This is a genomic window from Sphaerochaeta sp. PS (genome assembly GCF_032144095.1).
Taxonomy (GTDB): domain Bacteria; phylum Spirochaetota; class Spirochaetia; order Sphaerochaetales; family Sphaerochaetaceae; genus Sphaerochaeta.
This window is the reverse complement of sequence record NZ_JAVSNJ010000013.1, coordinates 1-16,137: the sequence shown is the minus strand read 5'-3', so window position 1 is coordinate 16,137 and position 16,137 is coordinate 1. Positions and strand designations below refer to the sequence as shown.

At 53.6% G+C, this 16,137-nt stretch carries 15 protein-coding genes; 1 reads left to right on the top strand and 14 read right to left on the bottom strand.

What is annotated here, in order from left to right:
- Positions 1-10: 10 nt before the first annotated feature.
- The 10 genes from ROJ03_RS10350 to deoD all read right to left on the bottom strand — a co-directional run bounded on the left by ROJ03_RS10350 (position 11) and on the right by deoD (position 9,456).
- Positions 11-781: an FtsQ-type POTRA domain-containing protein gene (locus ROJ03_RS10350; protein WP_313726979.1), complete on the bottom strand. Its 771-nt coding sequence runs from the start codon at positions 779-781 to the stop codon at positions 11-13.
- On the bottom strand, positions 778-2,025 hold the full coding sequence (locus tag ROJ03_RS10345) for a putative peptidoglycan glycosyltransferase FtsW (protein WP_313726978.1): 1,248 nt from the start codon (positions 2,023-2,025) through the stop codon (positions 778-780). Before ROJ03_RS10345 ends, ROJ03_RS10350 begins: the two co-directional genes overlap by 4 nt.
- Positions 2,026-2,034: 9 nt before the next feature.
- Positions 2,035-2,994 carry a phospho-N-acetylmuramoyl-pentapeptide-transferase gene (mraY, locus tag ROJ03_RS10340; protein WP_313726977.1) on the bottom strand — a complete coding sequence of 320 codons (960 nt, stop codon included), beginning with the start codon at positions 2,992-2,994 and terminating at the stop codon, positions 2,035-2,037.
- Positions 2,995-3,003: 9 nt separating this feature from the next.
- Complete coding sequence (murF, locus tag ROJ03_RS10335; protein WP_313726976.1) at positions 3,004-4,386, bottom strand: UDP-N-acetylmuramoyl-tripeptide--D-alanyl-D-alanine ligase; 1,383 nt, start codon at positions 4,384-4,386, stop codon at positions 3,004-3,006.
- On the bottom strand, positions 4,386-4,727 hold the full coding sequence (locus tag ROJ03_RS10330; RefSeq protein WP_313726975.1) for a hypothetical protein: 342 nt from the start codon (positions 4,725-4,727) through the stop codon (positions 4,386-4,388). The genes murF and ROJ03_RS10330 overlap by 1 nt, the downstream gene beginning before the upstream one ends.
- Positions 4,728-4,742: 15 nt before the next feature.
- On the bottom strand, positions 4,743-5,633 hold the full coding sequence (gene rsmH, locus ROJ03_RS10325) for a 16S rRNA (cytosine(1402)-N(4))-methyltransferase RsmH (protein WP_313726974.1): 891 nt from the start codon (positions 5,631-5,633) through the stop codon (positions 4,743-4,745).
- Positions 5,633-6,088, bottom strand: a complete 456-nt coding sequence (gene mraZ, locus ROJ03_RS10320) for a division/cell wall cluster transcriptional repressor MraZ (protein ID WP_313726973.1) — start codon at positions 6,086-6,088, stop codon at positions 5,633-5,635. Before mraZ ends, rsmH begins: the two co-directional genes overlap by 1 nt.
- A gap of 241 nt (positions 6,089-6,329) precedes the next feature.
- Complete coding sequence (locus ROJ03_RS10315) at positions 6,330-7,922, bottom strand: 1,4-alpha-glucan branching protein domain-containing protein (RefSeq protein ID WP_313726972.1); 1,593 nt, start codon at positions 7,920-7,922, stop codon at positions 6,330-6,332.
- The gene (locus ROJ03_RS10310) at positions 7,922-8,656 is read right to left on the bottom strand and encodes a DUF4912 domain-containing protein (RefSeq protein WP_313726971.1); all 735 of its coding nucleotides are present in this window, start codon (positions 8,654-8,656) and stop codon (positions 7,922-7,924) included. Before ROJ03_RS10310 ends, ROJ03_RS10315 begins: the two co-directional genes overlap by 1 nt.
- Before the next feature lie 92 nt (positions 8,657-8,748).
- Positions 8,749-9,456, bottom strand: coding sequence for a purine-nucleoside phosphorylase (gene deoD / locus ROJ03_RS10305; protein ID WP_313726970.1), 708 nt, complete (start codon positions 9,454-9,456; stop codon positions 8,749-8,751).
- Positions 9,457-9,568: 112 nt separating this feature from the next.
- On the opposite strand from deoD, the gene ROJ03_RS10300 reads away from it, so the two are divergent.
- A complete protein-coding gene (locus ROJ03_RS10300) occupies positions 9,569-11,914 on the top strand; it encodes a DUF3536 domain-containing protein (protein WP_313726969.1) in 2,346 nt (781 codons plus the stop codon).
- A 65-nt stretch (positions 11,915-11,979) separates the two neighbouring features.
- Here ROJ03_RS10300 and ROJ03_RS10295 read toward each other — a convergent pair whose 3' ends face one another.
- The 4 genes from ROJ03_RS10295 to ROJ03_RS10280 are packed head-to-tail and all read right to left on the bottom strand — an operon-like array spanning position 11,980 to position 15,855.
- Positions 11,980-12,267: a GNAT family N-acetyltransferase gene (locus tag ROJ03_RS10295; protein ID WP_313726968.1), complete on the bottom strand. Its 288-nt coding sequence runs from the start codon at positions 12,265-12,267 to the stop codon at positions 11,980-11,982.
- A gap of 12 nt (positions 12,268-12,279) precedes the next feature.
- Positions 12,280-13,959 (bottom strand): DNA repair protein RecN, encoded by a 1,680-nt coding sequence (recN, locus tag ROJ03_RS10290; RefSeq protein ID WP_313726967.1) that lies wholly within the window; start codon positions 13,957-13,959, stop codon positions 12,280-12,282.
- Positions 13,952-14,815 carry an NAD(+)/NADH kinase gene (locus ROJ03_RS10285; protein WP_313726966.1) on the bottom strand — a complete coding sequence of 288 codons (864 nt, stop codon included), beginning with the start codon at positions 14,813-14,815 and terminating at the stop codon, positions 13,952-13,954. Before ROJ03_RS10285 ends, recN begins: the two co-directional genes overlap by 8 nt.
- Before the next feature lie 8 nt (positions 14,816-14,823).
- Positions 14,824-15,855: a DegT/DnrJ/EryC1/StrS family aminotransferase gene (locus ROJ03_RS10280; protein WP_313726965.1), complete on the bottom strand. Its 1,032-nt coding sequence runs from the start codon at positions 15,853-15,855 to the stop codon at positions 14,824-14,826.
- Positions 15,856-16,137: the final 282 nt, after the last annotated feature.

Here is a 16,137-nt window from a genome sequence, read left to right as displayed (position 1 = left end):
TTGGTCGGTCCTACTTCCTGCGTACCATGGCCCCTTTGTAGAGGTCATATCGCAATATGTGTGAACTCAGGAAAGAAAGGGACTCTTTCTGGTCCTCCTGGACCATCTGTATGGCTTGGGAAACCTGTGCAGAAGAGACAGGCTCCCTCAACCAAATCTGGGCATGTAAAGCGGAGAGTTCCAAAATCATCTTTCCAAAGCTGTTACTACTATTATTATCGTATTTTATGCGAGTTATCAAGGTAGTATTTCCCTCAAGAGAGGCCACAAGGTCCATAACTTGCTGAAAACTCCCGTCAACACCATATTTGGCCATCATCGAGGCATACCCCTGGGGAATCTCCACCTTCAGGGTGCGGCCCTCAAACAAAGTCCAATCCTCCTTGTCCAGGGCCAGCAAGGAGGTACCCTGCAGGACATAGACGGCGGTGACGACTTCGTCCTCATCATGGGCATAGACCAAGGCTGGGGGAGAGAAAAGCGTAACATCCACCAACAGAGTCGAGGGAAGCTTGCGCCTTGCCTCTGCCTGTTCGACCAGGGCCAGCTCTTCCAGCTCCCTTTCCACCGTGGCAAGGCGAAAGGAAAACAGGGAGACACCCCTATACTGGGCAAGGGCACGTTTCAGGGCATAGGGGGTATCAAGGCCGACATCGGATATGGTCAGCTTGATGGAATCAACATAGAAGGCGGGGATGTGGCAGAGCGAGAAGAGCGTGAGAGGGAGCAGGACCAGCACGAGGACCAGCACAATCTTCATCCCGATACGCATCTTCCTCATAGTTGGTCCTGGTCACTGCCGAACAGGATCTCCTCACGCACCTCCTGGGGGAGGCTGCTCTTCTCAAGAGGGATTCGGCCACTGCTGATAAGCAGTATCCTGTAGAGCAGGGCACATAGGCAGATCACCACAAAGAGGTTGGTGCCCCCCTGGCTGAAGAAAGGAAGGGGGATGCCGGTGGGAGGGAGCATGCCGGTAACCACCGCTATGTTGATGATGGCCTGAAAGACGATCATGGTGGTGATGCCAAAGGCTGTATAGCTGAGGAACCTGTCACGGCTGCGCATCCTTGCATAGGCGTTGTATCCAAGGATGGCAAACATCGCAAAGAGGACCAGCATCAGGGCAATGCCGAAAAACCCGATCTCCTCGCAGATGGAGGCAAAGATGAAATCGCTCTGCACCTCGGGTATCAGGCCAAGCTTGTAGCTTCCGTTGCCCAGCCCAACCCCAAACAGGCCCCCCGACCCAATGGCCTTGAGGGAGTTTACGATCTGGTAGTTTATCCCAGCAGGATCAACTTCGGAGAATACAAAGGAGAACACCCGCTTGACCCTATAGGGTTCTGCCAACATGAGGGTTACAGCAGGCACGACAAGAAAGGCAAACGAGACCAGCAAAGTGGAGACCTTCATCCCTCCGACCAACAAGAGCGATACACAGAGACCCAGGTAGAGGATGGTGGTCGAGTAGTCCTTCTGGGCCAGGATCAGGACGGAGAATAGCAAGGTAATGATGAGAGGCAGTGCAAACCGTTTCCAAAACGGGATGCTCCCATCCTTCTGGCTGAGGAACTTGGCAAAAAAGAGTATGGTGCTCACCTTTACCAGTTCCGAAGGCTGCAAGGATGGCAGGCTTCCCACCTGAAGCCATCTCCTGCTCCCCAACCGTGTCTGACCGTAGTCAGTGAAGAGGGTGACCACCATCAGGCCAAGGCAAAGCAGCAGGAGGGGCATCGCAGAGTGGCGTATCCAGGAGAGCGGCAAGAATCGGATGAAGACAGAGCAGACCAGCGCAAGGGTGGCAAACATCAGCTGGCGCTGAAAATAATAGTAGTGGGGAAGGTTGTGGATAAGTGCCTCGTTGTAGGAGGCACTGTAGAGCATGATGAGCCCGAGTGCAGTCAGGATGAGCACCACACAGAGGAAGGTGAAGGCACTAGCATTGCCCCCGGTTTCCGTCAGCGTCCTTTGGGAAATCCCCCTCTGGCCTTCCCAGTCATCAAATGGTCGTAATCTATCCATATTCCACCCCTACCTCATCACCAGGAACAACAGCAGACCAACCATCGCGAACAGCCAGGAATAGAGGGTGAAAGAGCCAACAATCTTGGTCTCCTCCACACCCTTCAGCTCATAGGCATGGTGCAAGGGAGCAATGGAAAAGACTTTTTTTCCCGTGCTCCGTATGACGATGATCTGAATCAGGCTTGAGGAAAACTCCACAAGAAACAGCCCGCTTGCCACAAGCAGGGCCACTTCGGTCTTGAGCATGAGGGCCGAGAGTGCAATATAGCCCCCTAGGGCAAGGCTGCCGCAATCCCCCATGAAGTATTGTGCCGGTTTGTTGTTGAAACGCAGGAAGGCCACCATCGAGCCTATCAGGGCCGGGGAAAAGGGTGTGCCTGAGGAGAGGGAAAAAAAAGCCAACAGAATAAGCAGGGGAAGGGACGACCCTCCTGCAAGGGCGTCCAGACCATCGGTAATGTTTACTGCATTCACAAAGTACATGAGGTAGAACCAGGCAAGGACCAGGTAGAAAGGCCCAAGCTCAAACCCCTGGCGTCCCAAAAATGGCAGCCGCAGCGTGGTGGTGAGGTTTCCGCTTCGACGAAGGACAACAAGCAACAGGGCGGAAGCCAAGCCCTGCAGGACAAGCTTGAGGAGGGATGGGATGCCATCACCATTGGCCTTATGCACCTTGGCCAGGTCATCGACCAGCCCTATGGTGCCAAACAAAAGCAGGCTGAGAAGGGGGAGCAGGAGGGAGCTTGCAAACCGCTCAGGCGAGAGCAGGGTAACTGCTGTGGTGCCAAGACAGAATGCAAGCCCCCCTGTGGAGGGGGTTCCTGTCTTCTGGGCCTGCACACTTTCGAGCTCAGGCTTGATCGAGCTTCTCATCATCGGGATGTAGCGGATGAGCACCCTTGAGATACCATAGGTGAGAAAGAAGGCCATGGCCAACTCGAACAGCAGTGTTGTCACTCTCTCCATAGCTCTACCCTACCCTGCCTGGCTTATGGAAGGGATCAGCCTCTCCATCGCCATGCTTCGTGAGGCCTTGAGCAGATAGAGGTCCCCACAGCGGGTCTTCTCCACAATGCTCTGTTCCAACTCGGAGAAATCATCGGTATAGAAAAGTGGGCTTGCATAGCCCAGTTGCCTGAGCAGGTCATAGGCACCCTTCATCTCGGGTCCGTACAGATAGGTGTTTCCCATAGGGGAGGCAAACAGTTGCCTTGCAACCTTGGCATGGGCGCCCCTGCTCTCCTTGCCAAGCTCCTTCATGGATCCCAGGACAACCTTCTTGCTGCCCTTCCACTTCAGACCGGCCAGATAGCCAAGGATCGAGGTGGTGGAGTCGAGGCTTGCGTTGTAGGAGTCATCGATGATGGTGACACCGCTTTTGTGCACATAGCTTCTACCCTGCATCGGCAAGAATCCCTCGAGGCCCTGGGCTATGTCTGCTTTGTCTGCACCCAAGGCAAGACCCACTTGGATGGCACCGAAGACATCGCTGAGCAGGTGTTTTCCGACACAATTGACATGGAAGCGCTCCCCTTCAAAGGTAAGGTCCCACCCGTCAAGACCCTTGTCCACTGCCTGTATATCCCCCATGCCATACCGTTTGAGGCTGAGTTTGGAGCGCATTTCCAGCACCTTGGCAAACGGACAATCCTCAGAGACGAAACCCATCTGCATGGCGGGGTGGAAGAGTTTGCCTTTTTCTGCAAGGATCGTTGCCCTGCTGTTGAACTTCTCCAGGTGGGAGATGCCTATGTTGGTCAGAAGCCCTATGTCAGGCTTGAGCATCGAGACCATCCTATCCATCTCGCCGACATGGTCGATCCCCAGCTCAAAGATCCCGTAGCGGGTATCACCCTGCAACTGGAGGATGCTCAAGGGCAGGCCTATCTCGCTGTTGAGATTTCCCGGTGTCTTTACGGTATTGCCCAAAGTTGAGGTGATGGCTGCTATGGCTTCCTTGGTGGTGCTTTTCCCACAGCTGCCGGTAATTCCCACTGCTGTAACCTGAGCAAAGAGCTTGCGGTATTCCCGTGCAAGGGTCTGCAGGGCAGAGAGGGTATCCCTGACAGCGATGACAGCACAGGGGTAGGAGCCTACCATCTCAAGGGCGCGTGTGGTGTCAGCGTGGCTCACCACCACGGCACTGCAGCCCAGCAGTGCTGCCTTCCCTACATACGAGACGCCATCTGCATGTGCCCCGGGCAGGGCAAAGAAGAGGGATCCCCGGCTACAGAGCCTGGAGTCGATCTGGACATCCTCAACCAACTGGGAACCTTGTCGCATGACAAAGCCGCCACACATGGTGGCGACGTGCGCGACAGGATACCGCTGGCTGGAAAATCCACCGACTCTAGCCATCAGAGCCCCCTACCGACCATCAGAAGATGGTCTGCATCGATCTGCTGGAACTGGATGTCCTCTTTCCAGGCCCCTTCAGAGAGGGCCTCGGGCATGGTTTTCTGTGCTATCTGGGAGCGAAGCAACCTGTGCTGCTCCTCAAGATCGCCAAGGGAGGCGTTCAGAATCCTATATTCGACTTCAAGTGAACGATTTACGGCACTTTGCCATACAGGGATGGTCATGCTGACCATGACGACAAGCAACATGCCAAGAATTGATGCATGCCTGACCTGCACCAGCTTGTGGTCCATCTTTTTGGGTATTTCCCTCAGATCAGAAGTGTACCAGTCATCTCCCATACCAATCACCTTTTCCTATATCTTTTCGACAATCCTCAACTTTGCGCTTCGGCTGGGAGGATTCTCCGCACTCTCGGCCTCTGAAGGTATCAAAGGCTTTTTGGTCAGGATCCTGATGGTTGGGCTATCCTCTTCCACCAGGCCCTTGAAAAGCCACTTCACCCTCCGGTCTTCCAACGAATGGAAGCTGATCACCGCAAGACGGCCACCACTTGCAAGGGCCTTGATCGCCCCCCGTATGGCTGGCTCGATCCTGTCCAGTTCCCGGTTCACCTCAATCCTTATGGCCTGGAATGTCCGTGTTGCCGGGTGTATGTGTCCGTAGCGGTACCCTGAGGGAACCGCCTTGTATATGATCGAGGCAAGCTCGTCACTTTGCGTGATCTTGCCGGTCTTCCGTTTCTCCACTATTGCGCGTGCTATCCTACGGGAGTAGCGCTCCTCCCCAAACTGGTAGATGACATTTGCAAGCCGCTCTTCCTGATAGCCGTTGACCACATCCAGGGCGCTGATGGGGGCACTCTCGTCCAGACGCATGTCCAGAAGCTCCCCGCGCTTGAAGGAAAAGCCTCGCTCTGATTCCTCGTAGTGGTAGGAGGAGATTCCCAGGTCAAAGAGCACAAGGTCGAGCTCAGGGCCTTCATACCTCGCGAAAAACTCATCAAACCAGATATTTTCCGGGGTGAATCGGTCGCCAAACGCCTGCATCCGCTCAATTGCCTTTTCCTGGATGAGGGTATCACGGTCAAGGCCGGTCACCTGCAGCTGTGGGTAGGTCGAAAGGAAGAGATGGGTATGCCCACCCTCCCCACACGTACAGTCGACCATGTAGGCCTTCCTGTCCAAAGGAGGGACGAGGTAGTCCAGGATCTCACTCTTCATTACCGAATAGTGTACGTATTCCATCAATTCTTCTCCCTGATCAGATCACTGAGCGACTGTGCCGCATCCAAAAACTCATCGTTGCTGAGTTGCATGTACCGCTCGTACTCATCCTTGTTCCAAAGTTCAAGATAGTTGCCTGTGCCGAGCAGCACGCTCTCCTGCTTGGCCAGCAGCAACACACTCTCCCGCAATTTGGGAGGGATGTTGATCCTTCCGACCTTGTCTATCTCACACAGCTGGGCAGGAGCTATCATGCCACGCTGCAGGTTTCGCATCTTCCGGTCGAACATGGCCCCAGGGCCATCGACTATCATCCGTTTCAACTCTTCAAACTGGGAGGGAAGCATAATCCAAAGGCAATTTTCCAACCCCCGGGTCACGTACAAGGCATCGCCTTCGAGGGCGTTGCGTAGCCGTGAGGGGATCAGGATCCGACCTTTGTCGTCTATGGTGTTGTAGAATTCACCAGTCAACATCTCCCATACTCCTTTAGAATCCACAGTTTTTTTGGGATTTCTTCCCACACTGTCCCATTAATGTACACTTCTTACCACTGGAACACAACCGAGGGTTGCACCTAATTTGTGCTGTGATGGGCACCTACAGAGGACAACAGCTTAACAGGTGTAGACCTTTGCAGAGATTTTCAGGTTTTTGGGCAAAAAAAAAGCCCCTTCCTCAGAAAAGAAGGGGGTGCCGGTGGTAAGGTCTGTCGCCTTACCTCTGCGGATTGAAAATGTTGTAATCGATGTCCGGGAAGATGATGTCCCGCTTCTCTGCCTTTACCAGCCATTCGGTGTTCACCGCATTCTTGCACATGTTCCCATAGACCACATTGAAGTTTCTCAGATGGTCTGTAAGGCGCTTTTGCGCATACTCTGAACTTGTCTTGTTGTAGAGGATGAAAGGCCAGTCGCTTGCCATGGAGAGCAGCACCTCACGGGCTGCCTGGTTGAGGAACCTCTGCTTCAGGCTGATCTGGTCGCTGAAACGGACAGCGAGTTCCTCCATGCGTTCGATGGACTTGTGGATGTGCCGATAGATCCATGCATTGGAACCATCGAGCCATACCGAGCTGTATCCACCCTGGCCCCAAGAGGAGAAGGCGGGGCGCACCACCTGCAGGTCATTTTCCGTAGCCAGGAACAGGGAGGGGGTAACAAGGGTCACCTGCTCCTCTTCCCTGGAACTGAGGCGTAGGACCTGGTCAAGCCAGTCCACACCCTCAAACCACCAGTGGCCAAAAAGCTCAGCATCAAAACAGAGAGTATAGAGAGGGTCCTCCCCCATTGAAGCGGAAAGGACATCCCCTTTCATTTCCAGGTTATAGAGGAAATTCTTGGCATGCTCGGCAACCTTGCTCTGGGCAAGGCTGCGGTCATAGGGCTGCTTCTGGTCAGTAGGGCCGGTAATGGCCCAATACTTGAAGCCTGTAAAGACGCGCACTTCAGGTTGGTGGATATACTCTCCGATATACTCCATCGGAAGGTCATAGCCGATATCCCTGTAGAACTCGCGGTAGTTGCGGTCACACGGGTAGCCGCTTGTGTTGGACCAGACCAGGCTGGTCGCCTGATAGTCCCTTGGGAAGGCCGCCACCCCATTGGGGCAGCGTACCGGGCGATAGTCACCAAAATTGACCTTTTCGGGAGAGAGCAACATGCTCTGGCTCGCCACCTGGAACCAGGTGATGCCATGGTACTTCAGCGTCTCCTCAAGGCCCGGGTAATATCCACATTCAGGGAGCCAGAATCCTTTTGGGACGTGGCCGAAGGTGGTGAGGAAGGATTGGACTGCAAGCTCGACCTGTGCGTTGATCGCTGTCGGATACTCTTTGTACAGCGGCAGGTAGGCATGGGTTGCCGCGGTGGTGATCAACTCAAGGTGACCGCTTGTCTCCAGGCTCTTGAAGCCTTCCAGGATATTGCATCGATAGAGGTCATTGAAGTCAGTGAGGTTTTGTTTCAGCTGCTCAAGATAGTACTCGGCCATCTCCAGAAACTCGGGCTGCTCGGTGCGGCAGCGGACCAGTTCCTTCTCCCCCAGCTCGCGATGCAACTCCAGGTATGAGTTGAAGCGATTCTGCAGGGCAGGATCGGTGAGCATGCACAGGATGGGTGGGGAGAGACTTACCGTAAGCTTGTATGCAACCTTGTCTGCCCTGAGCTTGTACAGCATGCGCAGCATGGGAAGGTAGCTTTCCGAGATCGCCTCAAACAGCCAGTCCTCTTCAAGGAAGCGTGGATACTCGAGATGACGGACATAGGGAAGATGAATATTGAGGACAAAGGCTACGGATTTCTTGGACATCAAAGCACCCCCCCACTTAAGGTCTGTGCTATTTCCTGCAGCACGGCATTGTCGACAATTTCCCCTTCCTTGGTCACCAAGGAAGAAAAATGAATGTTGAAGAGTTTGGAATCCATAGCCATCTCCTCATAGTGGTTTACCCAGTATGAGGGATAGGAAGAGACCTCAGAGCTTTCGGCAAGGGCCATCTCCAGACCCTTCTTGTTCTTGTAGCAAAGGGTTACCTTGTAGGAATTTCCCATCGCCGGGAGGTTGATGTTCCACTGGGTATCCTCGACGCCGACAGCGATGTCGAAGGTCTTCTCCTCGTAGGTGAGCAGGTCAAGGGAGAATACCCGCAAAAAGAGGGATCCTCCAAGCTGCTCATCCTCACCGAAGACCTGGATCTTGGTGGCAGGGGAAAGTGACCAATAGGCATAGGCCCAGACAGGATCCCGCATCAGGAGGTGTATCGAGGTTTCCGCATATACATCAGGAAGGTCCTCGACACCAGGCAACCCGTTTACATCCTGCTTGTTCCCTCTGAAATCGGTAAGAGCATTGCAGAATCGCTTGCGACCACCCTTCGACTTCAACCAGGATGCGGTTATCTCGTCATCCTGTTCGCCGTAGGTTTCCTCAAGTTCATCAATCAGTTCTTCTCGTTCTAAAGTTTGCCAGTTCTCCAACCCTTCTTGCTGTGCTATGTACTGCAGTTCAGTCGTGGACAAGGAATCAATGTTGATCAGAATCATGCTTGCTCCCAGAAACGTATTCAAAGCGATAGGTTTGTTGCACCAATCGTAAAAGAAACGCCTAGGTTAGTCAACTGCGTGCACTTTGGCCTTCAATCGAAGAGGGTCTCAAGCGCAAGGTCGATCATGGCATTGAAGGTGGTCTGCCTCTCCTTTGACGGGACCTGCTCTCCGGTGACCATCGAGTCGCTCACACTCAAAAGTGTCAGTGCCTCGACCCCTTTCAGGTGGGCAAGGGTGTAGAGTTCACTCGTCTCCATGTCGACGGCAAGGGTGCCCAACGAGCGTGCTAGCTCATTTTTCTCCCTGCCTTTCAGGTCATAGAACTGGTCAGTGGTGAAGACATTTCCCACCCTGAAGCCCAAATTTGATGCCAGGGCAATGGTGTAGGCCTTCTGCAACAGGGAAAAGGATGCCGTCGGTGCATGTTGGTAGAGGCTAAACCGTGAGACGTTCATCCCACTGTCACAGTCCGCGCCCTGGGCAATGAGGACATCCCTCAGCCTGAGCTTCTCGTCAAGGGAACCACAGGTTCCTACCCGAACCAAGCGCTTGACCTTATAGGAGTCGATCAGTTCGTTGGCGTAGATCGAGAAGGAAGGCATTCCCATCCCCGTCCCCTGGACTGAGACCCGGTTGCCCTTCCAATACCCTGTATATCCATACATCCCACGGATCTCGTTGTAGCAGACCACGTCGGTGAGATAGGTCTGTGCTATATGCTTGGCACGCAAAGGGTCCCCAGGAAGCAGGACACTCTCGGCTACACTGCCCTCGTCTGCAACAATATGTATACTCATGCTCTGTTCTCCTTTCTTCCATATTCGGCTATAACCCCCAGCTTGGCAAGCCAAACATCCCTGATTGGCCTATCATTGCCATACAATCATATGATATACTCATCCCTGCAATATGAATAAGATACAAAACACAGTGAGTGACCTGATCCTCCATGGTCATTTTTACCAACCTCCCAGGGAAAATCCCCGGACAGGAATTATAGGAAAGCAGCTTTCCGCCACACCATATCCTGATTGGAACGAAAGGATCTATGCCGACTGCTACAATGCAAATGCCCATTCCCGCTATCTTTCGGGGGTCAGGCGCATCGTATCGATGACGAACAACTATGAGTACATCAGCTTCAATTTCGGCCCCACCCTCTTGAGTTGGCTCAAACGAAACCACCCTGATACCCACGATTCGATCATCCAGGCGGACAAGAAGAGCGTAGAACGGCTTGGCCATGGCAACGCCATGGCGCAAAGCTTCAACCACTCTATCCTCCCCCTTTGTACGGAAGCCGAGGCAAGGGCCCAGATCGCCTGGGGCTTGAAGGACTTCTCCCTACGCTTTGGCAGGGAAGCCGAAGGGATGTGGCTTCCAGAGACCGGCATCAACCCCATGGTCATCGACCTGCTCGCTGAGTATGGCCTTTCGTTTGTCATCCTCTCCCCCTGGCAGTGCAAAAGCATCGAGGACGAGAACGGGCAGATGGTGGATCTCGCTGGCAAGAGTGCACCCTATGGCAAGCCTTTCATCCTTACAGGGGAGAAAGGGCGTACTATCAGTGCCTTCTTCTACAACCCCAGCCTTGCTGAGGGAATAAGCTTCGGCCACCTTCTGCAGGATGCCGACAACCTCTATGCCCGGCTACTGACCATCAAGGCTGAAGAACAGCAGGACCTCATCCATACTGCCACCGATGGGGAGATCTACGGCCATCACGAACCCTACGGGGACATGGCCCTCGCTGCCCTCATCAGGAAGGTCGAGGAGCGGTCGGACTTCCGTCTGACCAACTATGCAACCTACCTGGAAAAGCATCCTGCCACACTGCATGCCCAGCTGCATGAGGGTGAGGCGGGCAAGGGAACCAGCTGGTCGTGCGTGCATGGTGTTTCCCGATGGTACAAGGATTGTGGGTGCCATACAGGCGGCGACGAGTCGTGGAACCAGAAGTGGAGGACTCCCCTTCGCGAGAGCTTTGACAATCTCAGCAAGAAGATCGACACCTGCTTCCAGCAGGAGATAGCCAGGATATTCTCCGGTAGCCTTGAACCCCAGCCACTTGTCGAGTCATTCGGGCCTGTCATCTCGAAACTCATCTCCATGGAGGAGTTCCTCGACTCGATAGGCAAGGAATATCCGTTTGCCCAGGAGGAGAGGACCAACCTTGCGTCCCTCTTGCTGGGAATACAATACAGACATTTTGCCTATACCAGCTGCGGTTGGTTCTTCAATGACCTCTCGGGCCTAGAACCGAAGCAGAACATAGTCTATGCCCTGATGGCGGTGGAGCTGTATAAGCGCTTCAGCGAAGAAGACATGTTGGAGTCCCTCCTTTCCGACCTGAAGCTGGCCATATCCAACCGCAGGCAGGATGGGGATGGGGAGGATCTCGCCCTGGAGGCCCTTGATATCCTTCCCGGGGAGGTCGAGGCTACCCTCTTCTTCGTTCTCAACAGGAGAATTGCCCTGAAAGAGGACCAGGTGGACTCCTATGGGTGGTTCAGGCTGGAGAAATATGACTACAAGAGCGAACAGACCCAGATACTGGAGATCTCCAATACCTTCTCGTTGATCCGTTACCAGTGTTCCGTTCTCGACCCGGCCCCGGGGAAATCGGAGCTGACCTATACGCTGACCATCAGGGATATGAGAAATGGGGAGATCCAGAGCTATTTCATCGATAGTGAGGATATCCCATCCAGAATGCGTGACCAGCTCTTTGTCCAGATAGACAATGGGATCTGCCGGCTGGAAAGCAGGGAGATCAAGAAGATCGCCCGTGAGATCCACCACTATGCCTCGCTTGCAAAGGCAACACCCTACCTCCCCATGGGATCGCTCTACCAGGAGAACATAGGCTCGTGCCTCAGGGCGATGAAAAGCCTGTTCAAATACGGCACCCTGCCGATGTGGGATGAGTTCAAGGAGTCGTTCATCATCCTGCTGGGGTTTTTTGTGAAATACGCAAAAACGACCGACCTGGACATAATCAGACGGTTGTTCAACAGCGAGATGGAGTACCTGGCTGAGAAGATCCAGGCCTTTGGTCTGTACGACAAGAACATCCGGTTCATCCTGGAATTCTTGCAGATCGTGCGGGACCACGCGTTCCAACCGGACCTCACCCAGATCCAGAATGCTGTATACCCGTATTTGAGCATGGAGAAGAAGCCCCACAAGGATACTGACATAGACCTGATAAACGCGTTGGGAAAAGCGCTGAACTTCGATATTTCCATCCATTAGCCACTAACGAACAAAGCCTCCTGCATCTGTAGGAGGCTTTTTCTTTCCCTAGTGGGAACTATCCCCTAGGCTTCATCATCCGAGAGCACGTCCTGGTAGTCGGGGTTCTGTATCATGACCCGTTTGGCATAGGGGCAGAGAGGAATTACCTTCAGGTTCTCCTTTCTTGCCTTCTCGATGACCTTGCGTACCAGCATGCCCCCGACACCCTGCCCTCGCAAGGTGTCCGAAACAATGGTATGGTCGATGACTATCGTCTCTTCGTCCCTGAAATAATAGGATATTTCGGCAAGGGGCCTGGAGGCATCTTCACCAACATAAAATCCCTGTTCTTTACTCTTGCATTCATGCATGATGACTCTCCTTTACCCTTGGGCGACAGTATCCAACATCTGCTTGGCATGGACCAGGCTCACCTCACTCTCACCATCGCCGCTGAGCATACGGGCAATCTCCTGCTCCCTTCTATGGCCCTGTACCTCATCAATATGGCTGAAGCTCATCCCGTCTGAAACCTCTTTTGAGACGACCAGGTGCTCGTCTGCCTGGCTTGCGATGGAAGCGAGGTGTGTTATTACGATGACCTGGTGGCTCCTGCTCAGCTTCTTCAGCTGCTTGGCAACCGAAAGGGCGACACTGCCGCCAATGCCAGCATCTACCTCATCAAAAATCAGGGTACCCACACTGTCATGATGACTCAAGGTGGTCTTAAGTGCAAGCATGATACGTGACAGCTCTCCCCCACTCGCCACATCCTTGATGGGCCGGCTTTCCAGTCCTGGGTTTGCACAGATCATGAAAGCTATCTCATCCCCTCCACTGGCTGAAAGGGCGGTAGGGTTGACTTCGATGGTAAAGAGGGCTTCCCTCATCCCCAATGTCCTGAGGGTCTCCTCAATCTCTTTCTGTAAGACGAGGGCGGACCGTAGGCGAACCTGGTGCAACACCTGTGCAGCCTTTTCCAATTCGCCGAGAGTGAGCTTCAGTTTCTTTTCCAGATCTATCAGAAGTTCCTCACCATGTTCGCTCTGGTTGAGCTTTTCTTCACTCTCAGCCTTGTAAGCCAGCATGGAGGCAATGGAGTGCCCATATTTTTTCTTGAGCCTCTGCAACAGGGCTAGCCTTCCCTGGAGGCGGTCAAGTTCCTCTTCCGAATAGGACATGGAGGAGAGGTAGTCTCTCAGGCTCTCGTAGATGTCCTGTACCTCGATGAAAGAGCTGTCAAGCCGTTGGTACAGGTTGGTAAGGCTGGGGTCGCTTGAGCTGGCGTGCTCTATGAGCTTACCCGCCTGATGCAGCGATCCAAGGAGGCTGGACCCATTTTCCGAGCCATGCAACAGGTTGGTTGCAAGGCTAAGGCTGTCATGGATCTGCTCATACGCCGAAATGGTCCGTATCTGCTCGGTAAGCTCATCGTCCTCTCCAGGTTTGGGATCAGCTTTTTTTATCTCGTCAACGGCAAACTTGAGAAACTCAGCTTCCCGTAGGGAGCTTTCCAGGTTTTTCTTGAGGGCATCCTTCTCCTGCTGAAGGGCCTGGCATCTTCTGTACAGGCTTTGGTAGCTCTCCTTCACCCCAAGGCAGTTGCCGAATGCGTCCAACACCTGAAGCTGGTTGGCAGGAGAAAGCAGGCTCTGGTGGTCCCGCTGGGCACTGATGTCCAACAGCTCTTCACTGATGGCGCTCAGGTCGGTCCGGGTCGCCGCACGGCCCTGGATGGAGATGGCCGATCGCCCATTTGTCTTGATGCTCCGGGAAAGCAGGAGGCATCCTTCGTCGAGGCCAAGGTCATTCTCCTCAAGATAGTGGGCGATTCCAACGGGAATCCGGTCACCCAGAAAAAAGCTGGCACTGACGGTAGCAACTTCACAGCCGCTACGGATAGCCTGGGCATCGGCCTTTTCTCCAAGGAGCAGAGAGAGGGCTCCGAGGATTATGGACTTTCCGGCTCCAGTCTCTCCGGTTATGACGGAAAACCCCTCACCGAAATTGATGGAGACATCATCGATAAGGGCATAGTGGTGGATGTCAAGGCGCTCAAGCATGGAAACCTCCTCCGGACCAGTTGAGTTTATCACGTATTACTTCGATGTAGTTACGCCTTTCGCTTGTGACAAGGAGAGCCTTGCTCCTGGATTTCTCTACAACGATGATATCCTCCTCCTCCAAGGTGCAGGTCTGTTGCCCGTCTATGGAAAGCATCAGGCCTGTACGCTGTCCCTTGAGGATGCTGATGGATATCTTCGATTCCCCACTGATGACCAGGGGTCTGTGCGATAGGGTGAAGGGACAGATCGGGGTTATGATCAGTGAGGAGAGGTCCACATCGAGGATGGGACCGCCTGCGGCCAGGCTGTATCCGGTAGACCCTGTCGGAGTTGCCACAATTATGCCGTCAGCACGAAAGTACCCGGCGTCGGTCTTGTCGATGGCCAAGGCGAGGTTGATGACCTTGCTGATGCCACTGGAGGTTACTACCATCTCGTTGAGGCCATGTCCGGTAAAGACCTTCTTTCCTCCCCTGAGGACAGCGACGCGTACCATGAGCCTGCGGCTGATGGAATTCCTTCCCATCAGGTAGTGCTCAATGGCCTCCTCCCACTCATCGACGGAGATCTCGGTGATGTAGCCGAAGGTCCCCAGGTTGATAGCGAGTATCGGGATACCAAGGTCCTGCAGATACCGCGCACAGTAGAGCACAGTCCCGTCACCGCCAAGGCAGATGACCAAGTCTGTCCCCTCCTCCACCACAAGGGGCTCGCTCTCTTCGCAGGTCCTGAAGATGGTGGAACGTATCCCACGCTCCCCAAGGTATCTGGCAATGGTCTCGGAGAGTTGATGGGAGGCTGTCTTCTTCCAATTGGCAATGATCAGCACGTTTTCCAATGTTCTTTTCTTCATGACAACTCCTAGGGAAGATGGGATAGTACTTTCATCAGCATCTCTATGTCACCTTGCTTGAGAAATGGGTAGGTTGGAAACGAGAGAGCCCGCAGTAGCGGTGGCACAGCATGGGGGAAGAGGTCAAATCGTTGGGAATGGAGGCTACCCAAGCTGTCCTCAAATGTTTTTTTGGCCGATACCTGATATTTGTTTGCAAACTTGATGGCATCCTCAGCCTTGGAGTCGAGTACGACACAAAAGCCATATCCATTTGGCATGAAATCGATATTTCCTATCCCAAACAGCTTGTGGGCTGTCTTGAGCAGGGATTTTCTGTATAGGTTGTAGAGTTCTGTCCGTTTCGCCACCTGGGCAGGGAGGTTTGCCAGCTGGATGATGCCCAAGGCGGCATTCATGTCCGGCAGTTCCTCGTAGTTCCTGACCTGCCTGTAGAGGTGTTTCAGTGGGGCACTGAAGGCATGGTCGTTGAATACCAAGGCAGCCCCCCCACCGGTGGAGACAATGCAGTCCTCCTCAAAGGCACAGACAACCAGATTCCCGAAGGAGCCAGCTTTTGTCTCTTCGTATACGCTCTCCAGGCTCTGGGTGATGTCCTCCACCACCTTCACCCCTAGCTGTCTGTAGTCACACCCATAGGGAATCTGGCACATGGGCTCATGGATAAGCAGAGCTTGTGCCCCCTCAGAGACAAGCCTGGTCGCCTCGGACAGGGAAAGACAGCCATGCTCAGGATCGATATCACCGAGAAGCACCTTTGCCCCAAGGTTTTCTATGACTGTTTCATACAGGGATGGGGAGAGGATGCTTACCCCTACCAGGCTCCCTTCCGTGATGCCACAAAGCTTCAGGGCCGTGGTCAGCGCATCGACATAGCTGCGCAGGGCAATTCCCTCCTGCATGCCGACAAGGGTACAGAACTGGCGGAGAAACTCACCGGTACGTTCTCCAGGCCCAATCTTCTCATCGACCATTGTCTGCAATACAGCATCCATATCTTTACGGCGAATAGTAGGTTTATAGAATCGGATCAGTGCCACAAGCTCCTCCTCTCACCAGTATACTCGCTATCGCAAGCTGTTTCCACTCAATAGGGAGAAAGAGAGAAAAAGTACAGGAAAATCCAGAGTCCAATTTACCGTTTTCTTTCGCAAAAAACATGATTCAGCGGCATATTTCAAATCCCATAAAAAAGGAAAAGCGCACTCCAAAGAGTGCGCCACCAGAAAAGGATCCTGTTGCCAGGAAAAAGAAAAAGGCCCGGCGGCTACCTACTCTCCCACGGAAAACCGTAGTACCATCGGCGTGAGGGCGCTTAACTG

Excerpts from the sequence above, each read along its gene's own strand:
- ROJ03_RS10350 (WP_313726979.1), bottom strand. The coding sequence starts at position 781 with ATGAGGAAGATGCGTATCGGGATGAAGATTGTGCTGGTCCTCGTGCTG.
- ROJ03_RS10345 (WP_313726978.1), bottom strand. The coding sequence starts at position 2,025 with ATGGATAGATTACGACCATTTGATGACTGGGAAGGCCAGAGGGGGATT.
- mraY (WP_313726977.1), bottom strand. The coding sequence starts at position 2,994 with ATGGAGAGAGTGACAACACTGCTGTTCGAGTTGGCCATGGCCTTCTTT.
- murF (WP_313726976.1), bottom strand. The coding sequence starts at position 4,386 with ATGGCTAGAGTCGGTGGATTTTCCAGCCAGCGGTATCCTGTCGCGCAC.
- ROJ03_RS10330 (WP_313726975.1), bottom strand. The coding sequence starts at position 4,727 with ATGGGAGATGACTGGTACACTTCTGATCTGAGGGAAATACCCAAAAAG.
- rsmH (WP_313726974.1), bottom strand. The coding sequence starts at position 5,633 with ATGGAATACGTACACTATTCGGTAATGAAGAGTGAGATCCTGGACTAC.
- mraZ (WP_313726973.1), bottom strand. The coding sequence starts at position 6,088 with ATGTTGACTGGTGAATTCTACAACACCATAGACGACAAAGGTCGGATC.
- ROJ03_RS10315 (WP_313726972.1), bottom strand. The coding sequence starts at position 7,922 with ATGTCCAAGAAATCCGTAGCCTTTGTCCTCAATATTCATCTTCCCTAT.
- ROJ03_RS10310 (WP_313726971.1), bottom strand. The coding sequence starts at position 8,656 with ATGATTCTGATCAACATTGATTCCTTGTCCACGACTGAACTGCAGTAC.
- deoD (WP_313726970.1), bottom strand. The coding sequence starts at position 9,456 with ATGAGTATACATATTGTTGCAGACGAGGGCAGTGTAGCCGAGAGTGTC.
- ROJ03_RS10300 (WP_313726969.1), top strand. The coding sequence starts at position 9,569 with ATGAATAAGATACAAAACACAGTGAGTGACCTGATCCTCCATGGTCAT.
- ROJ03_RS10295 (WP_313726968.1), bottom strand. The coding sequence starts at position 12,267 with ATGCATGAATGCAAGAGTAAAGAACAGGGATTTTATGTTGGTGAAGAT.
- recN (WP_313726967.1), bottom strand. The coding sequence starts at position 13,959 with ATGCTTGAGCGCCTTGACATCCACCACTATGCCCTTATCGATGATGTC.
- ROJ03_RS10285 (WP_313726966.1), bottom strand. The coding sequence starts at position 14,815 with ATGAAGAAAAGAACATTGGAAAACGTGCTGATCATTGCCAATTGGAAG.